27 protein-coding genes and 3 pseudogenes are annotated in these 26,282 nt (G+C 52.5%); 17 read left to right on the top strand and 13 right to left on the bottom strand.

The window, feature by feature from the left end; all coding sequences use genetic code 11:
- Positions 1-61: 61 nt before the first annotated feature.
- Genes ACNQ0T_RS19205 through ACNQ0T_RS19190 form a run of 4 tightly spaced genes read right to left on the bottom strand, consistent with a single transcriptional unit; the run spans position 62 to position 2,651 of the window.
- Complete coding sequence (locus ACNQ0T_RS19205) at positions 62-433, bottom strand: ASCH domain-containing protein (protein WP_004223857.1); 372 nt, start codon at positions 431-433, stop codon at positions 62-64.
- The gene (locus tag ACNQ0T_RS19200) at positions 411-1,484 is read right to left on the bottom strand and encodes a hypothetical protein (RefSeq protein WP_004223862.1); all 1,074 of its coding nucleotides are present in this window, start codon (positions 1,482-1,484) and stop codon (positions 411-413) included. Before ACNQ0T_RS19200 ends, ACNQ0T_RS19205 begins: the two co-directional genes overlap by 23 nt.
- Positions 1,485-1,494: 10 nt before the next feature.
- A complete protein-coding gene (locus tag ACNQ0T_RS19195; RefSeq protein ID WP_004223864.1) occupies positions 1,495-2,079 on the bottom strand; it encodes a hypothetical protein in 585 nt (194 codons plus the stop codon).
- A gap of 11 nt (positions 2,080-2,090) precedes the next feature.
- On the bottom strand, positions 2,091-2,651 hold the full coding sequence (locus ACNQ0T_RS19190) for a phage repressor protein CI (protein ID WP_108367336.1): 561 nt from the start codon (positions 2,649-2,651) through the stop codon (positions 2,091-2,093).
- Between the two features lie 125 nt (positions 2,652-2,776).
- On the opposite strand from ACNQ0T_RS19190, the pseudogene ACNQ0T_RS19185 reads away from it, so the two are divergent.
- The 3 genes and pseudogenes from ACNQ0T_RS19185 to ACNQ0T_RS19175 form a co-directional block, all read left to right on the top strand.
- Positions 2,777-2,974, top strand: a pseudogene (locus tag ACNQ0T_RS19185) (regulator); the annotation flags it as partial.
- Positions 2,962-3,447 (top strand): annotated as a pseudogene (locus tag ACNQ0T_RS19180) (replication endonuclease); the annotation flags it as partial. The pseudogenes ACNQ0T_RS19185 and ACNQ0T_RS19180, both read left to right, overlap by 13 nt.
- 627 nt (positions 3,448-4,074) lie before the next feature.
- Complete coding sequence (locus ACNQ0T_RS19175) at positions 4,075-5,676, top strand: ATP-dependent nuclease (RefSeq protein ID WP_164720194.1); 1,602 nt, start codon at positions 4,075-4,077, stop codon at positions 5,674-5,676.
- Between the two features lie 34 nt (positions 5,677-5,710).
- On the opposite strand, the pseudogene ACNQ0T_RS19170 reads toward ACNQ0T_RS19175, so the two are convergent.
- Positions 5,711-6,530: pseudogene (locus tag ACNQ0T_RS19170) on the bottom strand (phage portal protein); the annotation flags it as partial.
- Here ACNQ0T_RS19170 and ACNQ0T_RS19165 point away from each other — a divergent pair.
- Together ACNQ0T_RS19165 and ACNQ0T_RS19160 are read left to right on the top strand one after the other, a co-directional pair.
- The gene (locus ACNQ0T_RS19165; protein ID WP_108367365.1) at positions 6,530-7,621 is read left to right on the top strand and encodes a phage late control D family protein; all 1,092 of its coding nucleotides are present in this window, start codon (positions 6,530-6,532) and stop codon (positions 7,619-7,621) included. The pseudogene ACNQ0T_RS19170 and the gene ACNQ0T_RS19165 overlap by 1 nt on opposite strands.
- A 67-nt stretch (positions 7,622-7,688) precedes the next feature.
- Positions 7,689-7,904 carry an ogr/Delta-like zinc finger family protein gene (locus ACNQ0T_RS19160; protein WP_108367339.1) on the top strand — a complete coding sequence of 72 codons (216 nt, stop codon included), beginning with the start codon at positions 7,689-7,691 and terminating at the stop codon, positions 7,902-7,904.
- A 21-nt stretch (positions 7,905-7,925) separates the two neighbouring features.
- On the opposite strand, the gene ACNQ0T_RS19155 is transcribed toward ACNQ0T_RS19160, so the two are convergent.
- Complete coding sequence (locus tag ACNQ0T_RS19155; RefSeq protein ID WP_108367340.1) at positions 7,926-8,525, bottom strand: GIY-YIG nuclease family protein; 600 nt, start codon at positions 8,523-8,525, stop codon at positions 7,926-7,928.
- A gap of 359 nt (positions 8,526-8,884) precedes the next feature.
- Positions 8,885-10,570, bottom strand: a complete 1,686-nt coding sequence (locus tag ACNQ0T_RS19150) for an aspartate:alanine antiporter (protein ID WP_001024855.1) — start codon at positions 10,568-10,570, stop codon at positions 8,885-8,887.
- A 274-nt stretch (positions 10,571-10,844) separates the two neighbouring features.
- Here ACNQ0T_RS19150 and ACNQ0T_RS19145 point away from each other — a divergent pair, with 274 nt between their 5' ends.
- Positions 10,845-11,219 (top strand): inner membrane protein YbjM, encoded by a 375-nt coding sequence (locus tag ACNQ0T_RS19145; RefSeq protein ID WP_023299682.1) that lies wholly within the window; start codon positions 10,845-10,847, stop codon positions 11,217-11,219.
- A gap of 30 nt (positions 11,220-11,249) precedes the next feature.
- On the opposite strand, the gene ACNQ0T_RS19140 is transcribed toward ACNQ0T_RS19145, so the two are convergent.
- Positions 11,250-11,519 (bottom strand): GrxA family glutaredoxin, encoded by a 270-nt coding sequence (locus tag ACNQ0T_RS19140; protein WP_014169305.1) that lies wholly within the window; start codon positions 11,517-11,519, stop codon positions 11,250-11,252.
- A 185-nt stretch (positions 11,520-11,704) separates the two neighbouring features.
- On the opposite strand from ACNQ0T_RS19140, the gene nfsA reads away from it, so the two are divergent.
- From nfsA to ACNQ0T_RS19085, 11 genes are all read left to right on the top strand, one after another.
- Positions 11,705-12,427, top strand: coding sequence for a nitroreductase NfsA (gene nfsA / locus ACNQ0T_RS19135; RefSeq protein ID WP_023299683.1), 723 nt, complete (start codon positions 11,705-11,707; stop codon positions 12,425-12,427).
- A 64-nt stretch (positions 12,428-12,491) separates the two neighbouring features.
- Positions 12,492-13,394, top strand: a complete 903-nt coding sequence (gene rimK / locus ACNQ0T_RS19130; RefSeq protein ID WP_032621711.1) for a 30S ribosomal protein S6--L-glutamate ligase — start codon at positions 12,492-12,494, stop codon at positions 13,392-13,394.
- Positions 13,395-13,457: 63 nt separating this feature from the next.
- Positions 13,458-13,934 carry a YbjN domain-containing protein gene (locus ACNQ0T_RS19125; protein WP_022647571.1) on the top strand — a complete coding sequence of 159 codons (477 nt, stop codon included), beginning with the start codon at positions 13,458-13,460 and terminating at the stop codon, positions 13,932-13,934.
- A 350-nt stretch (positions 13,935-14,284) separates the two neighbouring features.
- Positions 14,285-15,397 (top strand): spermidine/putrescine ABC transporter substrate-binding protein PotF, encoded by a 1,113-nt coding sequence (gene potF / locus ACNQ0T_RS19120; protein WP_022647572.1) that lies wholly within the window; start codon positions 14,285-14,287, stop codon positions 15,395-15,397.
- Positions 15,398-15,540: 143 nt separating this feature from the next.
- A complete protein-coding gene (potG, locus tag ACNQ0T_RS19115; RefSeq protein WP_006809449.1) occupies positions 15,541-16,674 on the top strand; it encodes a putrescine ABC transporter ATP-binding subunit PotG in 1,134 nt (377 codons plus the stop codon).
- A gap of 9 nt (positions 16,675-16,683) precedes the next feature.
- Positions 16,684-17,637, top strand: coding sequence for a putrescine ABC transporter permease PotH (gene potH, locus ACNQ0T_RS19110; protein ID WP_022647573.1), 954 nt, complete (start codon positions 16,684-16,686; stop codon positions 17,635-17,637).
- On the top strand, positions 17,634-18,479 hold the full coding sequence (potI, locus tag ACNQ0T_RS19105; RefSeq protein WP_003858378.1) for a putrescine ABC transporter permease PotI: 846 nt from the start codon (positions 17,634-17,636) through the stop codon (positions 18,477-18,479). The genes potH and potI overlap by 4 nt, the downstream gene beginning before the upstream one ends.
- A gap of 42 nt (positions 18,480-18,521) precedes the next feature.
- Complete coding sequence (locus ACNQ0T_RS19100; RefSeq protein ID WP_087878582.1) at positions 18,522-19,019, top strand: YbjO family protein; 498 nt, start codon at positions 18,522-18,524, stop codon at positions 19,017-19,019.
- 40 nt (positions 19,020-19,059) lie between these two features.
- Positions 19,060-20,187, top strand: coding sequence for a 23S rRNA (uracil(747)-C(5))-methyltransferase RlmC (gene rlmC, locus ACNQ0T_RS19095; protein ID WP_337257752.1), 1,128 nt, complete (start codon positions 19,060-19,062; stop codon positions 20,185-20,187).
- A gap of 72 nt (positions 20,188-20,259) precedes the next feature.
- Positions 20,260-20,967, top strand: coding sequence for a response regulator transcription factor (locus ACNQ0T_RS19090; RefSeq protein ID WP_058676903.1), 708 nt, complete (start codon positions 20,260-20,262; stop codon positions 20,965-20,967).
- Positions 20,951-22,420: a sensor histidine kinase gene (locus ACNQ0T_RS19085; RefSeq protein ID WP_023299687.1), complete on the top strand. Its 1,470-nt coding sequence runs from the start codon at positions 20,951-20,953 to the stop codon at positions 22,418-22,420. The genes ACNQ0T_RS19090 and ACNQ0T_RS19085 overlap by 17 nt, the downstream gene beginning before the upstream one ends.
- Before the next feature lie 75 nt (positions 22,421-22,495).
- Here ACNQ0T_RS19085 and artJ read toward each other — a convergent pair whose 3' ends face one another.
- The 5 genes from artJ to artP form a co-directional block, all read right to left on the bottom strand.
- A complete protein-coding gene (gene artJ, locus ACNQ0T_RS19080; protein WP_015571008.1) occupies positions 22,496-23,227 on the bottom strand; it encodes an arginine ABC transporter substrate-binding protein ArtJ in 732 nt (243 codons plus the stop codon).
- A 173-nt stretch (positions 23,228-23,400) separates the two neighbouring features.
- The gene (artM, locus tag ACNQ0T_RS19075) at positions 23,401-24,069 is read right to left on the bottom strand and encodes an arginine ABC transporter permease ArtM (RefSeq protein ID WP_022647579.1); all 669 of its coding nucleotides are present in this window, start codon (positions 24,067-24,069) and stop codon (positions 23,401-23,403) included.
- Positions 24,069-24,785, bottom strand: coding sequence for an arginine ABC transporter permease ArtQ (gene artQ, locus ACNQ0T_RS19070; RefSeq protein WP_003858367.1), 717 nt, complete (start codon positions 24,783-24,785; stop codon positions 24,069-24,071). The genes artM and artQ overlap by 1 nt, the downstream gene beginning before the upstream one ends.
- Before the next feature lie 6 nt (positions 24,786-24,791).
- A complete protein-coding gene (artI, locus tag ACNQ0T_RS19065; RefSeq protein ID WP_006174322.1) occupies positions 24,792-25,523 on the bottom strand; it encodes an arginine ABC transporter substrate-binding protein ArtI in 732 nt (243 codons plus the stop codon).
- 18 nt (positions 25,524-25,541) lie between these two features.
- Positions 25,542-26,270, bottom strand: a complete 729-nt coding sequence (gene artP / locus ACNQ0T_RS19060) for an arginine ABC transporter ATP-binding protein ArtP (protein ID WP_006809439.1) — start codon at positions 26,268-26,270, stop codon at positions 25,542-25,544.
- Positions 26,271-26,282 lie beyond the last annotated feature (12 nt).

Raw genomic sequence — 26,282 nt, 5'->3', positions numbered from 1 at the left:
GGAGAGCATTTTTACTGTGTGAATAACCAGTGTCAATGTATGATGTTCGAGGCAACCTACATCACAGATAGCGATAAGACTGAGGCGCAGTAATGTTGTCGCCTAATGAGCTTAGGTGGCGGGGTTGATCGTAAATTTTTAGCTCACCAATTTTTATAGCAAAGGCTTTCTCTTTACTGTGAAAATACGAATCAAAAAACTGTTTGCTAATACCAGCATACCGACAAGTTTTTTTCCATACATTACTTGGTTTATCTTCTATAACATCAGCGATATCAAACTCAGCAACAATCATACCTACAGGCATAGTTGAGTAAATAACCACAGATTTAACATCTGGGTTTTTGAAGATTCCTTTTCTGAATTCAAACTTCTTTGTTCCGTCAAGAATCTTTTCAACATATTCAGGTTTAATTGATAATAACACTTTCATCTACTTCACCAAGTTTAATAATATGTTCAAATTGCTGGTTGGATAAATCTAATACCCCCCAGTAGGCATTAGAATTCAAACCAACTTCAGAAATAAGTTTAGCACGATTTGGTCTTTTAGGAAAAGCTAAATTATATGTAAATGAAACTATAAATGGATATTTTTTTGAACGATAAAAATAACTTAAATCTTTAATGTCAAAAACACTATATTTTTTACAATAATTTATGAAACTGTCTTCTGTATCGAATTCATCGATATTCCTAACATTGCTAACCACACATAACGAAGTGATTACTGAATTATAATACGCTGGGCCGGAAAGCCCTTTGTTCGTCCTATAGATTAACACAAGGTCATTAGGTCTAAATGATGTAACTCCGTGCATAGCACAAATATATATTTTTCTTATGCTATTCGTATGCGACACGTCGCTGACAATGCTAGGAGATTCTGTACGGAGTATGGAGTCCGGGAAAAGATTTGTATGGTAATGGGGATCTACCGAGAGGATGTATTTTCTATTATTATCTGAATGATGTACGAATGGATAGTCATTTACTATATCCCCGGTCAACTGAACGTTCTGCAATTCTTTTAGTAAAACGTCTTCCGCATTATCGTCAGGACCTTTCGAACCAACAGTATCAAATCCAAACGACTTGAATAACCTGATAAGATAAGCGTGTTTTGGATAAACCGTTACATAAATATCTTCTGCATCGCATTCTAAAGCATGGTCGAATATCTTCTTAATAAAACGTTCACCTCGAAGAGTTCCGCGTGATTCAAATTTGAATGTACCAACCTTTAGATGCTTTCTCATCGGTAATTGAGGGGTTACATCAGTAACATTCTCATTTTCGATTTTCAGATATAAAAAACCTTCAATGTTATTTTGTTCATTAAAAAGAACATAGGCTAATGCTGATGGATCATTTTTTTTCTTTTCAATCCATCCTGCAAAGTCCGGATAATCATTTTTTAGTGAATCAAAGAAGGGATCTTTAAAATCTATATGGCTGAACTGTGTGTAGTATAAGTTTTCCATTTGATATTCCTTATATCCAAAGAATCAAGAAATGACGTCCAACAAAACTATATATACCTAGGGATAGCCAAAGGGCGAAAAATGTTAGAGCAGTGTATATTGGTATGCGACTAACTGAAAATTTACAAGACACTAAAAATTTTATTATCCTGTTTGTGCTAGAGCGATTTAATCGATCTTTGACCTTAGCATCTACTTCTACCATCGAAATGCTGAATATGCGGTAAACTTTCTCACGTGTTTCATGCCCTTTCAGTGACATCACACGGAGTAATTCTTCCTCAATTTCTTTAACAGCCTCTTCCCAATATTCTTGCCAATATTTTGCACCAGAAGAAATTCCTATCTGATAGAACGATACAATCAGGCCAACAAGTGCAATGAAAGGAACGAATGCTTCGCCCTTATCATTTTGGTATAGGGTGGCTAAACCTGCGAAAAGAACGCCCTGAAAAATCATGAAAAAATTATTACGTTGAGATAACTGTGTTATCTCAAAGTCTCTTATGCGAATAGTCAGCTCATAGAGACGCTTTACGGCCCTAAGATCACCATTCTCATTCTGTTCATCATTGGGTTCAGACATCGTTGTCATAAAAATTCCTTTTATCGGAGGCAACTAACCAAAACTTTTGCAAGTATCTCAATTTCCGCAATTGCGCATTCGAATGAACTATTGCCCCCATCTATGCGAAGTCGGCTACCTGGAAGACGTGTCAAACTCCTTAGAGCAACCTCTCCATCAATACTCACTACCCACATGCCGTCACGCACATCCCCATAATCCATATCGCAGATAAATTCTGAAGTGCCGTCGATCACAACAACAGGATTTTTCAGATTATCAGGCAAAAAGCTTGCATCAAAAACATATGAGCCGTCTTTGCGTAATGACCCATTGGTCAAAACATGCTTTTCAAGTTCTTTAGTGTTTGCTTTATGTGAACCTTGCTTTGAACCTTGTCCTGTGGTGAGCCAGTTTAGAGAGATACCAGTTTCTAAGGAGCATTGAATCACCCACTCAGCCGGAAAAGAGTCACGCATATAGCGTGTTGCTAGGGTACTTTTTGAAATTCCCAAATGGTCGCACAAAGCTTGTCTTGTCTTGAAACCATAAGCTTCGACCATACGCTCTATGGCACCACGGCCGCCTTTTTCCAGATTCATGGTCACTCCAGGTGAACTATTACCTTGATGATTTCATGATGTGATCTTATGTTTATCGTGTTCACAAAATACAAACGATCAGTATTCATCCTGATTAATCATTACTAAACGAGGAATGTTGCATCATGAGACCTAACATTTCAATCACTCTCATCACCCCCCATGTAACTATCGAAAGATATAGTGAACTCACTGGCTTATCTATCGACACCATCAACGACATGCTCGCAGATGGGCGGGTGCTTCGTCATCGCCTACGCAAGGACAAAAAGCGTGAAAAAGTAATGATTAACATTGCTGCGATGACGGTATCTATGGCATCTGGTCCCCGATCATTGAGGGCCGGATCTGCACGCACGCAATCAAGTGGAAGATGGTTCGCAAGGCCGTTGACGTTCAGTAGGCGGCAGCCGACCAGGGCGCTTGCGCCCCTTGGACTCGTGGCAATAACTGTCCCCCTGTTGAAAAAACGTACCAGACAGGGGGCGAACTACCGGGCAGCGAAGAACCTGCAGCGCTGCCGGACTACGAAAACATGAGCAAAAAGGAACTGCGCGAGCTGACGGCAAGGCTGCGGCTGGTCAAACCGAAACGCAGAAAAGGCTACAAACAGGAAATTACGGATCACCAGCGCCTGCAGCTCGATGCGGAGCTGAGGTCCAGAGGCTTTGACGCCAGCGAAACGGAAGTGGATCTGCTTCTGCGTGGCGGCAGCCTGCCATCTAGAGCCGGGCTGCGCCTGTTCTACCGTAACCAGCGCCTACAGGAGGATGACAAGTGGCGTCAGTGGTGCTGACAGCTCAGAGAAATGGCATATCTATTAATCAAAGAGTTAGCTGAGTAAAAAACTATTTCAGCTTTAAAATTATATGATGTACTGTATATATAAACAGTAATATTGGGAGGGAGTTGTGAACGATTTGTTCATGGAGTCACTTGCACTGCAGCGGATAGAACTTATGGCCCGGCTGGTCGCCAGCTCAGATTGTAGCGATGACGACAAGGAGGTTGCGATTTCGTGGCTGTCGGAGCTGACAAGCGATCTGGTTACCAGGCTGAATGAATATGCAGTAGGGCAGGATGAGAGTACGCATTAGTGATTCAGCGCCATGGGAAACTCCCTCCCGTTTGGCATTCTGCGGTTTGAGAACGCAGTGCATGTCTATGGTGCATGGATTCGCATGATCCAAAAAGGATCGCTACGGGTCGGGGCCGCCAGAACTGGCGCGCTTTCCGGCCCGTCATGCGCCTGCATGAAAACCACTACACAAAGCGGGCAGGCGTGGCGGGGATACGAGCGCGCGCACGTGGCTTCTAGACATATTTCAGTGGCTTTGTTTCAATCGTAATTTATTAAATTGATTATGTTTGAATGATTTGTCATATTCTATAAGTGTTCAAGATGGCAATAAGAGGTGTCTTAATGTTTGAAATTCCGAAGGCTGATGGTTCTAGCTTTGAATTGAAGTTGGCTCCTGGAGAGGTCGTTTTCTTGTTAGGGCCAAATGGTTCCGGAAAGTCTTCTATAATTGATTTTCTATACAAAAAATATCCTAATAGATTTGAGAAAATAATTGCGCATAGACAAAATTGGATTCAGTCTAACAGATCCAACGTATCCAATCATGAAAGTCATCAAACATCAGGTTATATTAAGAGTTGGGATTCGCAGGAAGAGTCAAGATACAAAGATGATTATTCCGGTCGTAGAACAGAGATCTTACTGAACAAAATAATTTCTGCAGAGAATCATGCAGCCAGAACTTTTGTAAATAATTTCTCCCTAGCTTCTCGCGAAGGGCGTGGTAATTTAACTCTTGCGGAAACTCCAGTTGAAAAAATTAATAGATGCCTGAATGAGGCTTTTATTAATATTACAATAAGAATAGATGATTCGGATTCTTTGTTGGTAAGTCGCAATGGCTCGGATGAATATAGCTTGGCTCAGCTTTCTGACGGAGAAAGAAATGCAATATTTATTGCAATTGCCATTTTTACAGCCCCAGATGGCGCCTTCTTTTTAATCGATGAGCCAGAGAGGCATTTGCATCCGTCAATATCTCATTCGTTGATTAAATCTCTTTTAAATGAGCGCCCCGATTGTTCATACGTAATATCCACACATGATTTATCTTTGCCATCAGCAGTGCCTCATTCCAGAGTATTGTTGCTGAGAGATTGCGTGTATGAAAATATGCGACCAGTTCGTTGGTATATAGACGCAATTGACTCATTGGCGGAAATTGATGAGAGGCTTCGAGAAGACATACTTGGGTCAAGGAAAAAAATAATCTTTGTTGAGGGTAATACATCATCAAGCTTAGACCAGAAGCTATACTCGATAATTTTTCCAGGTTATTCGATAATACCAAAAGCTAGTTGCGATTATGTCGAGCGTTCTGTGGATGGTCTGAGAGAATCGGAAAATCTTCATCACGTCATTCCATATGGCATTATTGATAATGATAATAAACCTGAGCGACAGATTTTTAATCTTGAAATGAAAGGGGTTTATTCTTTAAATGTACACTCAATCGAATCAATATACTATCATCCGGAATTGATTTTAAACGTAATGAATAATTATAAGGATTCTCAAAATATATCAGATCCCGATGCATTATATGCGCGGTTGTGTGACGAGTCATTGTCCATGCTTTCCGAGCACAAAGAAAGACTATGCTGTAGAGCAATAGAGAAAGCCATTAGGTCTAAGCTATTTTCGCATTTGCCAACTTTGAGAAGTATTGAAGAGGGGAATGATGTTAATATAAATATTAACGTTGGTGATTTTTTGAGGGAAGAAAATGATTTTTTTGAAAACTGTCTACGTCAGAAAAATCTCATCAGTTTAGTCGAAAAATATCCAATTCGCGAAACTGCTTATATCGCTAAGGTGCATAAGCTATTGGGGTATTCAACGCGTCAACTTTACGAGCATAATCTTTTACGCCTTGTAACGTCGAATTCTGAGGTGAAAAACATTGTTAAAAGGCTGATTGGCAATATTTGCAATGTTATATGATTTTCCGCCTCCTGGGAGGCGGAATGATTATCTGCTATAGTGCATAGCTTGAAAAAAGTATAACTTCATCAGCCAACCAGTTGTTTAATTCACTCAGCCTTTTCTGCAGTGGCATCAGCTCGTTGCGGACAAAGACGCGACTGGCCTTCTCCACATCCCCAAACCCGCCAACATTGCTAGGCATAATCCCCATCATCTGAGGCGGAACGCGGTGCGCTGCCATCATGTCATCGCGGCTCACGTTCTTGATGTTCAGAAACTCATCTTTTGCTGCCACCTCTGACAACGGGATGATCTGAATGCCATCCTTCTTACCGTTGGGCGAGTACATAAACAGGTTGCGGAAGTTTCCCGGCCCTTTGGCACTTTTCATGGCCTGGCGGATGTTGTTAACTTCCTCCTGGTTCTGCGCGGCGTCGGTCATGTACATGATAAAACCCGCGTGACTGCCGTTGATGTAATACTTCCGACGGAACAGCGTGGCTGATTCGTTGAGCAGGGCAGAAGGGATGGCGGACAGGTATTCCGGCAGGCCGTAAATCTCCTGGTTCAGGTCTGGTTCCACCAGGTGAAAGATACTGCCTTTGGTGAACTCGTAGGGCTGCGTGGTCATGCCGTATTGCACAAACCAGTAGGTGTCGAGATCGATCCCGCGGCGGGTGTATTTCGCCAGCGATGGCTCAAGCGACAGAATGCCGCCCAGCCGGTTCGTCCTTTTCTCCAGGTAGGCGTTGCCAAACACCAGGTAGTCCTGCACGAAACGGCTGAATGCCTGTTGGCTCAGCAGTGGGTGTGGAATACAGAATGTTTCGCTTAACGGCAATCGGTGAGCTGTGATGCACGGCGGCGCGGTATCAGCTCGGAACAGCTGGACCTTAACAGCAAAACACCCTCTTTCAGTATTGTGATTGAGGGCAAGAACGTGACAGAGGTGCTGGATAAGCGCCTGATGAGCCTGACGTTGACGGACAATAGAGGTTTCGATGCTGATCAGCTCGATCTGGAACTGGACGACGCGGACGGGCAGATTGTGTTGCCCCGGCGCGGGGCGGTGATCACCCTGGCGCTGGGCTGGAAAGGGCAGCCACTTTTCCCAAAGGGCAGTTTCACGGTGGATGAGATTGAACACGCAGGCGCACCGGACAGACTGACCATCCGCGCCCGCAGTGCCGACTTTCGGGAAACCCTGAACACCCGGCGGGAGAAGTCCTGGCATCAGACCACGGTGGGCGAAGTGGTGAAAGATATTGCTACTCGCCACAACCTGACAATGGCCCTGGGCAAGGACCTGACCGATAAGCCGCTGGATCACCTGGACCAGACCAATGAGAGCGACGCAAGTTTCCTGATGAAGCTGGCGCGGCAGTTTGGGGCCATTGCCTCTGTAAAAGACGGGCACCTGCTGTTTATTCGCCAGGGGCAGGGCAGAACTGCAAGCGGAAAGCCACTGCCGGTAATCACTATCACCCGCAAGGCCGGAGACAGCCACTGTTTCAGCCTGGCAGATCGTGGAGCTTATACGGGTGTAATTGCCAGCTGGCTGCATACACGGGAGCCAGCAAAGAAGGAAATCACAAGCGTTAAGCGCCGGAAGAAAACCACGACCGCAAAGGAGCCGGAGGCAAAACAGGGGGATTATCTGGTCGGCACGGATGAAAACGTGCTGGTACTGAACAGGACCTATGCCAACCGGGCCAACGCTGAACGGGCCGCCAAAACGCAATGGGAACGCCTGCAGCGTGGTGTGGCGTCCTTTTCCCTGCAACTGGCAGAGGGCCGGGCCGATCTCTACACGGAAATGCCAGTGAAGGTCAGCGGTTTTAAGCGGCCCATAGATGAAGCGGAGTGGACAATTACCACGCTCACGCATACGGTCAGCGCTGACAGTGGTTTCACAACCAGTATTGAGTTTGAGGTGAAAATAGATGAGTTCGCAATGGAATGATTAGTTCCAAAATGCGAACAATGATGTATCATTATTGCGAACTGGTTAATAATGAGGGCTGATTATTATGATGAATTGTCCTATGTGCGGACAGGCGGCACATACCCGAAGCAGCTTCCAGGTTTCCAACGAAACCAAAGAACGCTACAACCAGTGCACTAACATCGAATGCGGGCATACCTTCGTGACGCATGAGACTTTTGTGCGGTCATTATGCCGTCCGCAAAAAATCAGCGCAGCACCGCCTCATCCCAAGGGTATGCAGGAACAATTTGCTTACTGACTCAGATCGGGCGGTACGGTTTTACTGCGCCGCCAATCGTCTTTTCAAACCCCGCTCATCCGCAATATCCATCAAACGTGCTTCAACTGCCGCCTGAGTGCGCATCCCCGAAAGTGTGGGTTTAAAGCTGTGAGCATTTCCCTGAATATTTAAAGGCAGGGGAATGGTTGCAATCAATTTGCCTTCAACTTCCCACGGCGCTTCAACAGGTATCCAGTGAACCCTGGCATTTTGCTCCATCCAAAGGTCAAGCCACTGCTCGCCTGGGTGAGTGAATGTCATCCTGGAGCCGGAACCAACCCGGCGAAGGGGGAAGCAACTTACTCCACTCAGTAGCACGCCGAGTGTGCGTCGAAGCGTTGAGCCTGCGGCATTGCCGCTGTAATGCGTTTTGAGGCGCTTTCTTAAGTTCGAGCGGCTGTTAGGCTTCCCGCGCTTGTCGGGTGAAATGCCGACGTAGAGAAGCGTGTAACCTTCTGCTGTGATACATCCTTCCGTTGGCACTCCTGGCGGAATCTCTTTGAACCACCAAAAATAAACCCCGTTAACTGCAGGAACAGGCGTTGGCCTGCTTATAACTTCTGTTCTGCTGTAGGTCTTCTCTGGATAAAAGTCGAACATGCGCTTTCCTTACTGGTTTTTTTTCGATTGTATTCATTTGTCGTCTTGGTGCGATGATTTTGAAGGGGAGGGCAGGGGACAAAATCAGAGGGAAGTTTGTTGGCCTACGGCGACAAGTTTTTGCGCTGCCGCCATTTTGCCGCCATCTGTCTTAAAGGTGACTCGTAAGTGGCTGATTAGGAAGGTCACAAAATTCAGACAACAAAAAACCCATCAACCTTGAACCAAAAATGGCGGGGTTGATGGGCTCCACAAATTGGGGACATCAAAGAAAAGCAGTGGCACTAGTTATGACTGCACCCTGCGTAAAAAGTTCTGCGCGTAACGAAAATTTTTTCAGCCACACGCAATCTTGAGATTTATCCGAGTCCTGGCCAGATAATGATGATCAGCGTACCTGCCAGCGTCAGCAGCACGTTTGCGATGGCGTAGGTGCCTGCATAGCCCAGCGCCGGGATGTTGCTGCGCGCGGTGTCGCTGATGATCTCCATTGCCGGTGCGCAGGTGCGCGCGCCCATCATCGCGCCGAAGAGCAGGGCGCGGTTCATGCGGAGCACGTAGGCGCCGAACAGGAAGCAGATGACTACCGGTACCAGGCTGACGATAAGTCCGGAAACCAACATTTGCCAGCCGACCGCACCCAGGCCATTGCCAATGCCGCTCCCGGCGCTTAAGCCGACACCCGCCATAAAGACCATCAGACCGAACTCTTTCACCATGTTCAGCGCTCCCTGAGGGATGTAGCCGAAGGTGGGATGGTTCGCTCGCAGGAAGCCCAGCATGATCCCGGCGAACAGCAGACCGGCAGCGTTACCGATGCCGAAGCTAAAGTTACTGAACTGGAAGGTGATCATCCCGATCATCAGGCCAACAATGAAGAAGGCGCAGAAGGCTAACAGGTCCGTCACCTGACTGTGAATCGAGATAAAGCCGATACGGTCGGCAACGGTTTTAACACGTCGGGCATCGCCGCTGACCTGCAACACATCGCCTTTATTAAGCACCACGTTATCGTCGATAGGCATTTCAATCTGGCTGCGGATCACGCGGTTGAGGAAACAGCCGTGGTCGGTCAGCTTCAGCTGCGCCAGACGGCGGCCCACGGCGTTGTGGTTCTTCACCACAATCTCTTCGGTGACGATACGCATGTCCAGCAGGTCGCGGTCGAACACTTCTTTCCCGTTGCGGAAGCTCGGATCGAGACGCGCGTGGGCGTCCGGGTAGCCAACAAGGGCGATGTCATCGCCCATCTGGAGCACCGCGTCACCGTCGGGGTTTGCCAGAATGCCGTTACGACGGATACGTTCGATGTAGCAGCCGGTCTGACGGTAAATCCCCAGCTCGCGCAGGTTTTTCCCGTCGGTCCAGGCAACCAGTTCCGGACCGACGCGGTAGGCGCGGATCACCGGCAGGTAAACTTTACGTTTGGAGTCCGTATCCAGACCACGCTCTCGGGCAATGGTTTGGGCGCTGGTCTGGAGATCCTGATGCTGAAGTTTTGGCAGATAGCGCGCGCCAACAATCAGGCTCACCAGACCAATCAGATAGGTCAGGGCATAGCCCAGGCTCAGGTTATCCAGCGCGGCGGAAAGCTGCGTGCCTGCCATGCCAGAATGACGAAGCGTATCCCCCGCGCCAACAAGCACCGGCGTGGAGGTCATCGAGCCTGCCAGCATGCCGGCCGTTAAGCCGATGTCCCAGCCAAACAGTTTGCCCAGCCCTAACGCAATCAGCAGGGCGCTGCCGACCATCACCAGCGCCAGCATCAGATAATTTTTGCCGTCTCGGAAGAAAATGGAAAAAAAGTTCGGACCGGCTTCCACGCCAACGCAGAAAATAAACAGCATGAAACCTAAGTTAAGCGCGTCCGTGTTAATACTGAAATGTTGCTGACCTAATAACAGGGAGACGACTAAAACGCCAATGGAATTACCAAGTTGAACTGAACCCAGGCGCAATTTACCCAGACAAAGGCCCAGTGCCAGTACCACAAATAATAACAGGATGTAATTCCCATTTAACAAGTCTGCGACGTTTATATTCACGGAGGCTAACTTCTTGTTTACCAGTAAGTTGTTGAATGAAAGGACTATTTGGGCTACTGTTTTCAGAGTCAGGGAATCACTTTGCACCTCCCTGCTTCCTGATAAATACCCTAAACACTAGCAGGCGGTTAGTTTAATCGTAATAGCTACCGACAGCCACCTATTATCGCACGACTTGTGTGCGTGCTTTGGCAAGGATTGCCGCAATGCTTTATCTGACTGGGCGTCCACCGGACGATTTTTGTATTTGATAGAGATAAGTCAGGAGGATAGTTTGAACTTTAAACGAAACTGGGTTGGCGTAATCAGCTGCTTTTTGCTGTTTACGGTCGTTTGCATGTCGCTTGCTTTTAATGTTAAGGGCGCCTTCAGAGCGTCCGGTCATCCCGAGCTGGGCCTGTTGTTCTTTATCCTGCCGGGGGTAGTGGCCAGTTTTCTCTCGCGCAAAGGCGAGGTGGTAATGCCGCTGCTGGGGGCCATCCTTGCGGCGCCCCTCTGCCTGCTTCTGATGCGCGTGCTGTTTCTCTCGTCGAGAAGCGTCTGGCAGGAAGTGGCGTGGCTACTAAGTGGCGTTTTCTGGTGTGCGCTGGGGGCGCTCTGTTTCTTATTTATGCGCAGCCTGCTGCAACAGCGGAAGCACCATAAATAAAAACGCCCTCAGGGTGAGGGCGTCTTAGCATTACTGAGCGGCAAACAGGCCCAGGTGCTCTTTGGCGTACGCTTCGAAATCGGTGCAGCCGCCGATGTGTTTCTGATCGAGGAAGATTTGCGGCACGGTTTCAACCGGTTTACCCACGGTTTTTTCCAGATCGGCTTTGCTGATGCCTTCCGCGTGGATATCCACGTAACGGAAGTTGAAATCATCACGTTCTTCAGTCAGTTTCTCAGCCAGCTCTTTCGCGCGCACACAGTAAGGGCATCCTGGACGACCAAAAATTACTGCAAACATTTCTCTCTCCTCAAAAAACAAGCCTGACGGCGAATAATCCCTATAGTGCACGATAACCTGCCGTCATGGAAAGAAGGTTTCACCTGTCACTTTGATACAGTCAGGCTATGTTTCGCCAATTACATCAGGTGGATCATTGCCTATACTGGCTGCCATACGTTTTACGCAATACAAAGAGAGACAAAATGACGCCAACCATTGACCTGCTTCGTTCCCACCGTTCCATTCGCCATTTCACCGATGAGCCGATCACCCAGGCGCAGCGGGACGCGATCATCGACAGCGCAAGAGGCACCTCCAGCTCCAGCTTTTTGCAGTGCAGCTCCATTATCCGCATCACCGATCCGGCGATGCGTGAACAGCTGGTAACGCTGACGGGCGGACAAAAGCACGTTGCCCAGGCGGCTGAGTTCTGGGTGTTCTGCGCCGATTTTAACCGTCACCTGCAAATCTGTCCTGAGGCGGAGCTGGGGCTGGCGGAACAGCTGCTGCTGGGCGTGGTGGATACGGCATTGATGGCGCAAAACGCGTTCACGGCGGCGGAATCGCTGGGGCTTGGCGGCGTCTATATCGGCGGGCTGCGTAATAACATCGAAAGCGTGACGCAACTGCTGAAGCTGCCGAAACACGTGTTGCCGCTGTTTGGTCTGTGCCTCGGCTGGCCGGCGGATAACCCGGATCTGAAGCCGCGTATTCCTGCTGCGATGCTGGTGCATGAAAACCACTACCAGCCGGTCGATCAGGACGTTCTGCATCAATACGATGAAGAGCTGGCGAACTACTATCTGACGCGCGACAGCAACAACCGCCGCGATACCTGGAGCGACCATATTCGTCGCACCATCATTAAAGAAAACCGCCCGTTCATTCTTGATTACCTGCACAAACAGGGCTGGGCAACGCGATAGTCCCTTCCTCCTGCGCCTCGTGTATGATAGGCAGGCTTTTCCCATGTCTTTAGAGAGGTGCAGGGTGAAAATTGCCATATTGTCCCGGGATGGAACGCTCTATTCATGTAAACGCCTGCGAGAAGCGGCGGCGAAACGCGGACATCAGGTTGAGATCCTCGATCCGATGTCCTGCTATATGAACATCGACCCTGCGGCGTCGTCGATTCATTACAAAGGCCGCAAACTCCCGCATTTTGATGCGGTAATTCCCCGCATTGGCTCCCAGATCACCTATTACGGCACGGCCGCGCTGCGCCAGTTTGAAATGCTGGGAAGCTATCCGCTCAATGAGTCCGTGGCGATCTCACGCGCCCGCGATAAGCTGCGCTCGCTGCAACTGCTGGCGCGCCAGGGGATCGATCTGCCCGTCACCGGGATTGCTCACTCCCCGGACGACACCAGCGATTTAATCGACATGGTGGGCGGTGCGCCGCTGGTCATTAAGCTGGTGGAAGGCACGCAGGGTATTGGGGTGGTACTGGCGGAGACGCGTCAGGCGGCGGAAAGCGTGATTGACGCCTTTCGCGGTCTGAATGCCCATATTCTGGTGCAGGAGTATATTAAAGAGGCCAAAGGGTGCGACATCCGCTGCTTTGTGGTGGGCGATGAAGTGGTTGCCGCCATAGAGCGGCAGGCGAAAGAGGGCGACTTCCGCTCTAACCTGCACCGCGGTGGTATCGCGCGGGTGGCCCTTATCAGCGAGCGCGAGCGCGAGATTGCGGTGAAAGCGGCGCAGACGCTGGGCCTGGACGTGGCGGGGGTCGATCTGCTGCGTGCCGACCGCGGGCCGCTGGTGATGGAAGTTAACGCCTCGCCGGGGCTGGAAGGGGTGGAAAAAACCACAGGCGTCGATATTGCAGGTAAAATGATCGCATGGATTGAACGCCATGCGACGCCGGGATTTTGCCTGAAAACGGGCGGTTAAATGGATCGGCGCGCACTTTTTGCGTAAGCTGGACAACGTTTTTATTTAAGAGGCTGCACAGCGATGGATTTACAGGTCGTACCTACACTGGATACGTTACGTCAATGGCTCGATGATGCCGGTATTACTTTTTTCGAATGCGACTCCTGCCAGGCGCTGCATCTGCCTCACATGCAAAATTTCGATGGTATTTTTGATGCCAAAATCGATCTGATTAACGACGTGATCCTGTTCTCGGCGCTGGCTGAAGTGAAGCCTTCAGCGCTGCTTGCACTGGCATCCGATCTGTCAGCGATTAACGCTAGTTCTTTGACCGTGAAAGCGTTTCTCGACATACAGGATGATAATCTGCCGAAGCTGGTGGTTTGCCAGTCTTTATTCTCCGGCGCGGGGCTCTCCTTCAAACAGTTCGCCTGGTTTATGCGCCTGAGCGAAGAGCAAATTTCCATGGTAATGATGGAAGCCAACGCACATCACCTGCTGTATAGCGCGGAAGATGATGCCGAGAATAATGATGCATCTTCCAATTTTCTCCACTAAGCCTGTCTGACTTTTGCGCAGTCGCTACCAGAGCGGCTGCATAACACCGCTTTTTCTGCTGCTTTTAACCTTTCTTTAAAGAATTTTTCACCTCCTCTCAGGCCGTTTCGGCTTATCACGTAGACATAATCTGCATAAAAAATTGATAAAAGGCGTTTTTTCGTCTGGGCTATAGCCGGAGACACGGGCTACAGTTATTCTTGCGGTGCTTAAAAAAGCGAGCGGAACCTGCCGGGAAGAGGGGTGTATTTTATTTCGGGCAGAGCGACAAACTATGCATGAATATTGCATATCTTCATGCTGCACAGTTTTGGTTCGTTTGTTAACGAGCTTTCAGAAGGAATAACAATATGATCGCCTTGAATAAAAAATGGTTATCGGGTCTGGTTGCGGGTGCTCTGATGGCCGTCTCTGCCGGCACGCTCGCTGCGGAACAAAAAACGCTGCACGTCTATAACTGGTCTGACTATATTGCGCCGGACACCGTCGCGAATTTTGAAAAAGAGACCGGCATTAAGGTTGTCTACGACGTATTCGATTCCAACGAAGTACTGGAAGGCAAACTGATGGCGGGCAGTACCGGTTTCGACCTGGTGGTGCCCTCTGCAAGCTTCCTGGAGCGTCAGCTGACCGCCGGTGTCTTCCAGCCGCTGGACAAGAACAAGTTATCGAACTGGAAAAACCTCGATCCGGAAGTGCTGAAGCTGGTGGCGAAGCATGATCCGGACAACAAATACGCCATGCCTTACCTGTGGGCGACCACTGGTATTGGCTTTAACGTGGATAAAGTCAAAGCGGCGCTGGGCCCGGACGTCAAACTGGACAGCTGGGACGTCGTGCTGAAGCCGGAAAATCTCGAGAAGCTGAAAAGCTGCGGCGTCTCTTTCCTCGATGCGCCGGAAGAGATTTTCGCCACCGTGCTTAACTATCTCGGCAAAGATCCAAACAGCAGCAAGGCCGACGACTACACCGGTCCGGCGACCGACCTGCTATTAAAGCTGCGTCCGAATATTCGCTACTTCCACTCCTCTCAGTACATCAACGACCTGGCTAACGGGGATATCTGCGTGGCCATCGGCTGGGCGGGTGACGTCTGGCAGGCAGCGAACCGTGCGAAAGAGGCGAAAAACGGCGTGAATGTTTCCTACTTCATTCCGAAGGAGGGGGCGCTGGCGTTCTTCGACGTCTTCGCGATGCCGGCTGATGCGAAAAACAAAGAGGAAGCGTATCAGTTCCTCAACTACCTGATGCGTCCGGAAGTGATTGCCCACATCAGCGACCACGTCTACTACGCCAATGGTAACAAGGCCTCCGTGCCGCTGGTGAGCGAAGAAATCCGCAATAATCCGGCGATCTACCCGCCAGCCGATGTGTTTGCCAAGCTCTTCACCCTGAAAGTGCAGGAACCGAAAATTGACCGTGTGCGTACCCGCGCGTGGACGAAGGTGAAAAGCGGTAAGTAACGGCGTTTGATATCGTTGCCCGGTGGCGCTGTCGCTTACCGGGCCGACAAATCCCGTAGGCCGGGCAAGCGTTAGCGCCGCCCGGCGATGCGCACCCTGACGGTGCGTTTGCACCAGTGTTGATCTATGCCGGAGAGCACCCCGTGAATGACGCGATCCCCCGCCCGCAGGCGAAAGTCCGTAAAGCGCTGACCCCGCTTCTTGAAATTCGTAACCTCACCAAATCCTTCGACGGCCAGCATGCCGTGGACGATGTCAGCCTGACGATCTACAAAGGTGAAATTTTTGCTTTGCTCGGCGCATCCGGCTGCGGTAAATCGACCCTGCTGCGTATGCTGGCCGGGTTTGAACAACCTACCGCCGGGCAGATCGTGCTGGATGGGGTAGACCTCTCCAGCGTGCCGCCGTACCAGCGGCCCATTAACATGATGTTCCAGTCCTATGCCCTGTTCCCGCACATGACCGTCGAGCAGAACATCGCCTTCGGCCTGAAGCAGGACAAACTGCCGAAAGCCGAAATCACCGCGCGCGTGGCGGAGATGCTGAGCCTGGTGCACATGCAGGAGTTCGCGAAGCGTAAGCCGCATCAGCTTTCCGGCGGCCAGCGTCAGCGCGTGGCGCTGGCAAGAAGTCTGGCCAAACGGCCGAAATTACTCCTGCTCGACGAGCCGATGGGCGCGCTGGATAAAAAGCTGCGCGACCGGATGCAGCTGGAAGTGGTGGATATCCTTGAGCGCGTAGGGGTGACCTGCGTGATGGTGACGCACGACCAGGAAGAGGCGATGACCATGGCCGGGCGCATTGCGATCATGAATCGCGGTAAGTTCGTGCAGATAGGCGAGCCGGAGGAGATTTACGAACACCCGACAACCCGCTACAGCGCGGAGTTCATCGGCTCGGTAAACGTCTTCGAAGGGCTGCTGAAGGAACGCCAGGAAGACGGTCTGGTGATTGAATCGCCGGGGCTGGTGCACCCGCTTAAGGTTGATTCTGATAATTCCGTGGTGGACAACGTGCCGGTTTACGTTGCCCTGCGCCCGGAAAAAATCATGCTTTGCGATGAGCCGCCCGCCGATGGCTATAACTTTGCCGTGGGCGAAGTGGTACACATCGCCTATCTCGGCGATCTGTCGATTTACCATGTCCGCCTGAAAAGCGGGCAGATGCTCAGCGCCCAGTTACAGAACGAACACCGGTATCGCAAGGGACAGCCAACCTGGGGCGACGAAGTGAGCCTGTGCTGGGATGCGGACAGTTGCGTAGTCCTGACGGTATAAGGAGCGGTCATGAGCACACTTGAACCTCCAGCCCGCGTCAAAAAACCGGGCGGTTTCTCGCACTGGCTGGCGCGCGTGCAGATGGCGCATGGCCGCAAGCTGGTCATCGCCATGCCCTATATCTGGCTGATCCTGCTGTTTCTGCTGCCGTTCCTGATCGTCTTTAAGATCAGCCTGGCGGAGATGGCGCGGGCGATCCCACCGTATACCGATCTGTGGGAGTGGGCCGACGGGCAGCTGACGCTGACCTTAAACCTCGGGAATTTCCTGCAACTGACTGAGGATCCGCTCTATTTCGAAGCCTATTTACAGTCGTTACAGGTTGCGGCGATCTCAACGATCTGCTGCTTGTTGATGGGCTACCCGCTGGCGTGGGCAGTGGCGCACAGCAAGCCGTCGACGCGAAATATTTTACTGCTGTTGGTCATTTTACCGTCGTGGACATCGTTCCTGATCCGCGTGTACGCGTGGATGGGGATCCTGAAGAATAACGGCATACTGAATAACTTCCTGCTGTGGCTTGGGGTGATCGACCAGCCGCTGACGATCCTGCATACCAACCTTGCGGTGTATATCGGGATTGTCTATGCCTATCTGCCGTTTATGGTGCTGCCAATCTATACGGCGCTGACGCGAATCGATTACTCGCTGGTGGAAGCCTCGCTGGATCTCGGCGCACGCCCATTGAAGACGTTCTTCAGCGTCATTGTGCCGCTCACAAAAGGCGGGATCATCGCCGGATCGATGCTGGTGTTTATCCCGGCGGTCGGGGAGTTTGTGATCCCCGAACTGCTCGGCGGCCCGGACAGCATCATGATTGGCCGCGTGCTGTGGCAGGAGTTCTTCAATAACCGCGACTGGCCGGTGGCCTCGGCGGTGGCGATTGTCATGTTACTGCTGCTGATCGTTCCGATCATGTGGTTCCACAAACATCAGCAGAAACAGATGGGAGACCACGGATGAACAACTTACCGGTAGTACGCTCCCCGTGGCGAATTGCGATCCTCATTATCGGCTTTACCTTCCTGTACGCGCCGATGCTGATGCTGGTGATCTACTCGTTCAACAGCTCAAAGCTGGTCACCGTCTGGGCGGGCTGGTCGACGCGCTGGTACAGCGAGCTGTTCCACGATGATGCGATGATGAGTGCGGTGGGGCTGAGCCTGACCATTGCGGCGCTGGCGGCGACGATGGCCTGCGTGCTGGGCACGATTGCCGCGCTGGTGATGGTGCGCTTCGGCCGTTTTCGCGGAGCAAATGGTTTTGCGTTTATGATCACCGCCCCGCTGGTCATGCCGGACGTCATCACCGGTCTGTCGCTGCTCCTGCTGTTTGTCGCGCTGGCGCACGCCATCGGCTGGCCAGCGGATCGCGGGATGCTCACCATCTGGCTGGCGCACGTCACCTTCTGTACGGCGTATGTGGCGGTGGTCATCTCCTCGCGGCTGCGCGAGCTGGATCGCTCCATTGAAGAGGCGGCGATGGATCTCGGCGCCACGCCGCTGAAGGTCTTTTTCATCATTACGCTGCCGATGATTATGCCGGCGGTGATCTCCGGCTGGCTGCTGGCGTTCACGCTCTCGCTCGACGATCTGGTTATTGCCAGTTTTGTCTCGGGCCCAGGCGCGACGACGCTGCCGATGCTGGTCTTCTCCAGCGTGCGCATGGGGGTGAATCCGGAGATTAATGCCCTGGCCTCCATCATCCTCGGCGTGGTCGGAATTGTCGGATTTATCGCCTGGTATTTGATGGCGCGCGCGGAAAAGCAGCGCGTGCGCGATATCCAGCGTGCAAGACGCGGCTGAAGGAATTATTATTTCCAGTGATGTGCCGCGTATGACGCGGCACTGTTTTTCAGGGAAGTAAAAACATTGGGATTCTTGCAAAAAACACGTCATTCGCACGCCCGTCCGAACGTCCCTGCGCTGGTGCAGGTGGCGGCGCTCGCCATTATTATGATCCGCTGCCTGGATGTGCTGATGATTATGAACACGCTGGGCCCGCGAGGCATGGGGGAGTTCATTCACCGCAGCGCGCAGACGTGGAATCTGACGCTGGTGTTTCTCAGCAGCCTGATGCTGGTGTTTATTGAGATCTACTGTGCGTTCTCGCTGGTAAAGGGGCGCAACTGGGCGCGCTGGGTATATTTTCTTACGCAGATCACCGCCGCCAGCTATCTGTGGGCCGCCTCGCTGGGCTATGGCTATCCGGAGCTGTTCAGCATTCCCGGCGGCTCCCGCCGCGAGATTTTCCATTCCTTAGTGATGCAAAAATTGCCGGACATGCTGGTGCTCTGCCTGCTCTATGTTCCCGCCTCCAGTCGGCGGTTCTTCCGCCTGCAATAATGTGTATAATCGCAGCCCTCGTGATTCTTAAGGTTTTCATATGCAGTGCGCACTCTATGACGCCGGACGCTGCCGCTCCTGTCAGTGGATAGAACAGCCGGTCCCTCAACAACTCACCGCCAAAATGGCCGACCTGCAACAGCTGCTGGCAGCACACGCGGTGGGCGAGTGGTGCGCACCCGTCAGCGGGCCGGAGCAGGGCTTTCGTAATAAAGCCAAAATGGTGGTCAGCGGCAGCGTCGAAAAGCCGCTGCTGGGCATGCTGCACCGTGACGGCACGCCCGTCGATCTCACCGGCTGTCCGCTGTATCCCGCCTCGTTTGAGCCGGTGTTTACCGCCCTGAAACCCTTTATCGCCCGCGCGGGGTTAACGCCCTATAACGTTGCCCGCAGGCGCGGCGAGCTTAAGTACCTTCTGCTGACCGAAAGCCAAATCGACGGCGGGATGATGCTGCGCTTTGTGCTGCGTTCGGAAACCAAACTGGAGCAGCTTCGCGCGGTGTTGCCGTGGCTGCAGGAACAGCTTCCGCAGCTCAAGGTCATTACCGCTAATATTCAGCCGGTGCATATGGCGATCATGGAAGGAGAGAAAGAGATTTTCTTCACCGAACAGCATGCGCTGGCGGAGAATTTCAACGGCGTGCCGCTGTGGATCCGTCCGCAAAGCTTCTTCCAGACTAACCCCACCGTCGCCAGCGCGCTGTACGCGACCGCGCGCGACTGGGTGCGTGCGTTACAGGTTCATCACATGTGGGATCTGTTCTGCGGCGTCGGCGGCTTTGGCCTGCACTGTGCCACGCCAGACATGCAGCTCACCGGGATTGAAATTTCTGCGGAGGCCATCGCCTGCGCGAAACAGTCCGCCGCGGAGCTGGGGCTGACGAATCTGCACTTCCAGGCGCTGGACTCGACCCGGTTCGCCACCGGCCAGGGCAACGTGCCGGAGCTGGTGCTGGTAAACCCGCCGCGCAGGGGCATCGGCCAGGCGCTCTGCGACTACCTGAGCCAGATGGCGCCGGAGTACATTGTCTACTCCAGCTGTAATGCGCAGACCATGGCGAAGGATATCGCCAGCCTGCCGGGCTACTGCATTGCGCGCGTTCAGCTCTTTGATATGTTCCCGCACACTGCGCATTACGAAGTGCTGACGTTGCTCGTGAAGTCTTAAACAAAATGTGAACTCTTCCCCCGCTCGAAATCAGGTAAGCTTACGTCATAACAAATGATTGAAGGCTTACCCATGAAGCAGATCCTGCTGGTAGAAGACGACCACGATATCGCGGCACTCCTGCGTCTTAACCTGGAAGATGAAGGCTACGCCATTACCCACGAGCCGGACGGGGGCAACGCCTTACAGCGTCTTGAAAAACAGCCGTGGGACGCGGTGATCCTCGATCTGATGCTGCCGAATGTTGATGGTCTGGAGATTTGCCGCCGTATCCGCCAGATGACCCGCTACCTGCCCATTATCATCATTAGCGCCCGCAGCAGTGAAACTGACCGTATTACCGGCCTGGAAACCGGGGCGGATGATTATCTGGCAAAACCTTTCTCGGTGCAGGAGCTGATTGCCCGCATTAAGGCGCTGTTCCGCCGACAGCAGGCGATGGGCCAGGCGCAGACGGACGGCATTATTCAGGCGCACGGTCTGACTATCGATCCGCTGGCGCGCACCGTGCGTCTTAATGGTCAACACGTCGATCTCACCCCGCGTGAATTTGAACTGCTCTATTTTTTTGCCCGCCATCCCGGAGAGGTCTTTTCACGGCTGGCATTGCTGGAGCAGGTGTGGGGGTATCAGCACGAAGGCTACGAACACACCGTCAACACCCATATTAACCGCCTGCGCATCAAAATAGAGAAAGATGCCGCCGAGCCGGAGATCGTTCGCACCGTCTGGGGCAAAGGCTACAAATTTGCGGAGCAGAATCATAATGCGTCGCTTTAGCCTGAGCCAGCGCCTGACGCTGCTGTTTACGGTGTTACTGCTGCTCTGCGCCACCGTCGCCTGTGCGGTACAGCTCTACGTTAGCATGCAGTACGGCAATGCGATGGTGCAGCGTCTCTCCGGCGGGCTGGCGCAGCAGATTGCGCAGCGGGAAGCGATTCTGGATACGCAGGGCAGGGTGGATCGCAGCGCCTTAAAGCCGCTGTTCGACCGGCTGATGACCTTTAATCCGAGCGTCGAGCTGTATGTTGTCTCGCCTGATGGCGATATCCTGGCCGATGCCGCCCCGCCGGGGCACATTCAGCGGCAAAAAATTGACCTCGCGCCGATACAGAATTTCCTGAGCGGGACGGTGATGCCGGTGTTTGGCGACGATCCCCGAAGCCAGAATAAGAAAGTCTTCAGCGCCACCCCGCTGCGGCAGGACGGTGAGCTGAAGGGGTATCTGTACATTATTTTGCAGGGGGAGGAGTCCAACGCGCTGGCGGAGATGGCCTGGCACAAAGCGCTCTGGAGTACGGCGCTGTGGTCGATGCTGCTGGTGGCGCTGTTTGGTCTGCTGGCCGGGTTGCTGCTCTGGTACTGGGTGACGCGCCCGGTTAAACAGCTCACGCTGGACGTGGCCGGGCTGGAGCAGGACAGCATCAGCGCGATTAAGCAGCTGGCGGCCCAGCCGCTCGAGCCTGCCGGCCAGGATGAAGTGGCGATCCTGCGCAATACCTTTATCGAGCTGGCGCGCAAAATCACCTCTCAGTGGGATCGGCTGGCCGACAGCGACCGCCAGCGCCGGGAGTTTATCGCCAACATTTCGCACGACTTACGCACCCCGTTGACGTCGCTGCTGGGTTATCTGGAAACGCTGTCGCTGAAATCCGCCACGCTGTCGCCGCAGGAGCATCAGCAGTACCTCGCTACCGCGCTGCGTCAGGGGCAAAAGGTACGCCATCTGTCGCAGCAGCTGTTCGAGCTGGCGCGTCTTGAGCACGGCGGCATCAAGCCCCAGCGCGAGCGTTTTGCCATGGCTGAACTGATTTCCGACGTGGCGCAGAAGTTTGAACTTACCGCCCGCACGCGCGAGGTGAACCTGCGTATTGATGTGCCGGGGCGATTGCCGCTGGTGAACGCCGACGTGTCGATGATCGAGCGCGTGGTCACTAATCTTCTGGATAACGCCATCCGTCATACGCCGAGCGGCGGAGAAATTCGTCTGGCGGTCTGGCAGGAGAATGAACGACTTCAGGTCGAAGTGGCAGACAATGGTACGGGCGTAGATGCCTCGCTGCGCGACGATTTGTTCCAGCGACCGTCAGCGTTAAATCCTCAGGCGTCGCGGGAGAACCGTGGGGGATTAGGGCTGTTAATCGTGAAGAGAATGCTGGAGCTGCACGGTGGCGGGATCAGGCTGATGGAGTCCGTGAGCGGGGCGCGGTTCAGGTTCTTTGTGCCGCTATGAGAAATTGCCGGGTGGCGCTGCGCTTTCCCGGCCTACAGACCACCCCCGTAGGCCAGACCACCCGGCAAAAAGAGATTACTGCGGGAACCACTGCTCGCTGATTTTCTGGTATGTGCCGTCAGCTTTGATCGCTTTCAGCGCGCCGTTCAGTTTTTCCAGCAGGGCTTTGTTATCCGGACGTACCGCGATGCCGAGGCCGGTACCAAAGTACTGCGGATCGGTCACTTTCTCCGTCGCTGTACCCAGCTGCGGGTTGGTTTTCAGCCACTCATTCACCACCGCGGTGTCGCCAAATACGCCATCGATACGGCCATTTTTCAGGTCGATAATTGCGTTCTGGTAGCTGTCATAGGCCACGGTTTTCACTTCAGGATGCTTGTCCTGGAGATATTTCTGGTGCGTGGTGCCGTTTTCCATGCCGATGCGCTTGCCTTTCAGTTCGTCGAAAGACTTATAAGCCCCTTTCTTCGCAATCACTACCGCAGAGTTCGCGTAGTACGGGTCGGTGAACGCGACCTGCTTGCTGCGCTCTGGGGTGATATCCATGCCGGAGATCACCGCATCGTATTTTTTAAATTTCAGGGACGGGATCAGGCTGTCAAACGCGTGGTTAGTAAAGGTGCAGTCGGCCTGCATCTGCTTGCACAGCGCTTTCGCCAGGTCAATGTCAAAGCCGACGATCTGGTTGCTGGCATCCAGCGATTCAAACGGCGGATAGGTGGCAGAAACGCCAAAATTGATTTTATCTGCGGCGGATGCGCCTGCGGCGAAGGTTGCGAGTAATGCGGCCAGAACTAACTTTTTCATTGTAATGCTCCCGTCTGTCTTATTTATGCGCCGTGTCTGCGGCCTGGATATACAATGCCATCTAATGAATTTATATGCAATAAAAATGATTAAATATTACCTTTGTTGCAAAAAAAAGCGGATAACCCATCAGGTTACCCGCTCAATGAATACCGTTTTATGCATTGGCGTGATTAATTCCTGCGCTCAAACGCCAGCGCCTTACGCTCGATAAGACGCATCATCAGCGTCAGCAGACCGTTGACCACCAGATAGACCAGACCCGCCGCACCGAACACCATCACGTCGTAGGTACGTCCGTACAGCAGCTGCCCGTGGCCCATCACTTCCATCAGGGTGATGGTGTAGGCCAGAGAGGTGCTTTTGAACACCAGAACGACTTCATTGGAATAGGAAGAGAGCGCACGCTTAAAGGCGTATGGCAGCAGGATCGCCAGCGTGTCCTTCTTGCTCATGCCCAGCGCACCGCAGGACTGCCACTGGCCTTCCGGGATCGCGCGGATCGCGCCGTAAAACAGCTGCGTGGTATAGGCCGCGCTGTTCAGTGAGAGAGCTATCAGGGCGCAGAGCCATGGCTCAGAGAGCAAATGCCAGATAACCGGATATTCCTGTAACGACGGGAACTGCCCTGGACCGTAGTAAATCAGGAAGATCTGCACCAGCAGCGGCGTACCGGTAAAGAGCGTAATGTAGCCACGGACAATCCACACCAGCACCGGCGTTTTCAGCGTCAGGACGATGGTGAAGAACAGCGCCAGGATCAGCGCTACGATGATAGACGCAACGGTCAGCGTCAGGCTGGTGTGCAGCCCTTTCATCAGTTCGGGTAAATAATCCAGCATCAGCCTGGTCTCCGTTCAAAACGCGTTGCGCGCAGATCAATACGCTTCAGAACGTACTGGCTCAGCAACGTGATCACCAGGTAGATAGCCGCCGCGACGATGTACCAGGTAAATGGCTCCTGCGTACGGGTGGCGATACTTTTGGTTTGCAGCATTAAATCGTTCACGCTGATCAGGCTCACCAGCGCGGTATCTTTCAGCAGTACCAGCCACTGGTTGCCCAGCCCTGGCAGGGCATGACGCCACATCTGCGGCATCACCAGGCGGAAGAAGATCGCCGCTTTCGACAGGCCCAGCGCCTGACCGGATTCCCACTGTCCCTGCGGTACCGCTTTCAGCGCGCCGCGCAGCGTTTGTGACGCATAGGCCGAATAGAGCAGGGAGAGCGCAATTACGCCGCACAGGAACGGGCTGACGTCGAAGTTCTCAATCTGCATTTGCACCGGGATCTGCGCAAAGCCGAGATTAATCGTAAAGCCGTCCGACAGCGTTAACAGCAGCTGTGAGGAGCCGAAATAGATAAACAGGACCACCAGAATTTCCGGCAGTCCACGCAGCACAGTCACCAGCGCTGAACCGAGCCATGCGACAGGGCGCCACTTAACGGACTCCCACACCGCAAAGAACATCGCCAGTACGAGGCCGATAATCAGTGCACAAACGGCAAGGCCGACGGTCATCCCGGCGGCGCTTGCTAAAGGAAAAATTTCATTCATCAGGAATTACTTCTGGAACCATTTTTTGTAGATGGTTTCGTAGGTGCCGTCTTTCTTCACTTTTTCCAGCGCAGCGTTGAATTTCTGCTGCAGCTCGGTGTTGCCCTGACGTACGGCAATACCCAGACCTGTACCGAAGTAGTCTTTATCTGTCACCTTGTCACCCACGGCGGCCAGCTTGTCGTTCGCTTTCAGCCATTCAGTCACGACAGCCGTGTCCCCGAACACCGCATCGATACGGCCGTTTTGCAGGTCCAGCTTCGCATTCTGGTAGCTGTCATACGGCACTGTGGTGATTTCCGGGTGCTTATCCATGATGAATTTCTGGTGCGTGGTGCCGTTCTGCACGCCGACTTTCTTGCCTTTCAACAGGTCAACGGAGGCGTATTTACCTTTCTGGCCAATGAACAGCGCCGAGTTGTCGTAGTAAGGGGTGGTGAACAGAACCTGCTTTTCACGCTCCGGAGTGATGTCCATACCGGCCATCACGGCGTCGATACGGCGGAACTTCAGGCTGGGGATCAGGCTGTCGAACGCCTGGTTGCTGAAGGTACAGGTCGCGTCGATCTCTTTACACAGGGCATTTGCCAGATCCACGTCGAAGCCAACAATCTTGTTGTTCGCATCAATGGATTCAAACGGAGGGTAGGACGCTTCAGTGGCGAAACGGATGGTCTGGGCTGCGGTAGCGGAAAGGCTGACGCTAGCAAGCAGCGCGGCAATCAATACTTTTTTCATTATAATTTCCCTAACACATCAGTGTGATAAGTAGTTTTTGAAGGCATCGGTTTGCGGGTTGGTGAAGCAGCTCGCATCACCTTGCTCAACGATATACCCGTTTTCCATGTAGACCACGCGGCTGGCGGTTTTGCGCGCCACTTCCACCTCGTGGGTCACGATGACCTGGGTAATGTTGGTTTCCGCCAGTTCACGAATGATACTCACGATCTGGGCAGTAATTTCCGGGTCCAGCGCTGCGGTTGGTTCGTCGAACAGCAGCACCGCTGGCTCCATCATCAGCGCACGGGCGATTGCCACACGCTGTTGCTGACCACCAGAGAGATGCAGAGGATAACGGTCGCTGTACGGTTTCAGACGCAGACGTTCCAGCAGCTTTTCAGCTCGCGCCATCGCCTGGTCTTTGCTTAAGCCAAGCACGCGGCACGGGGCTTCAATCAGGTTTTGCACCACCGTCAGATGCGGCCAGAGATTATATTGCTGGAAAACCATGCCCACGTTTTGACGCAGTTCACGAATCGCTTTATCAGAAGGGGTTTTCGCGAAGTCAAAATGGTTACCGGCGATGGCCAGCGTTCCCGAACGGGGCATTTCAAGCAGATTTAAAACACGCAGAAGGGAGCTTTTTCCCGCGCCGCTTGGGCCGAGCAAAACCAGCGTTTCGCCCTCCGGGCAGCTCAGCGTAATGTCGAACAGCGCCTGGTGTGCGCCGTAGAAGCAGTTAATGCCGTTTAGTTTAATACTCATCGGGGCAGTCTT

It is taken from the genome of Enterobacter cloacae complex sp.6700776 (genome assembly GCF_048284255.1).
Classification (GTDB): Bacteria; Pseudomonadota; Gammaproteobacteria; order Enterobacterales; family Enterobacteriaceae; genus Enterobacter; species Enterobacter intestinihominis.
The sequence above is the reverse complement of the archived record's forward strand: the minus strand, read 5'-3'. Positions and strand labels throughout refer to the sequence as shown.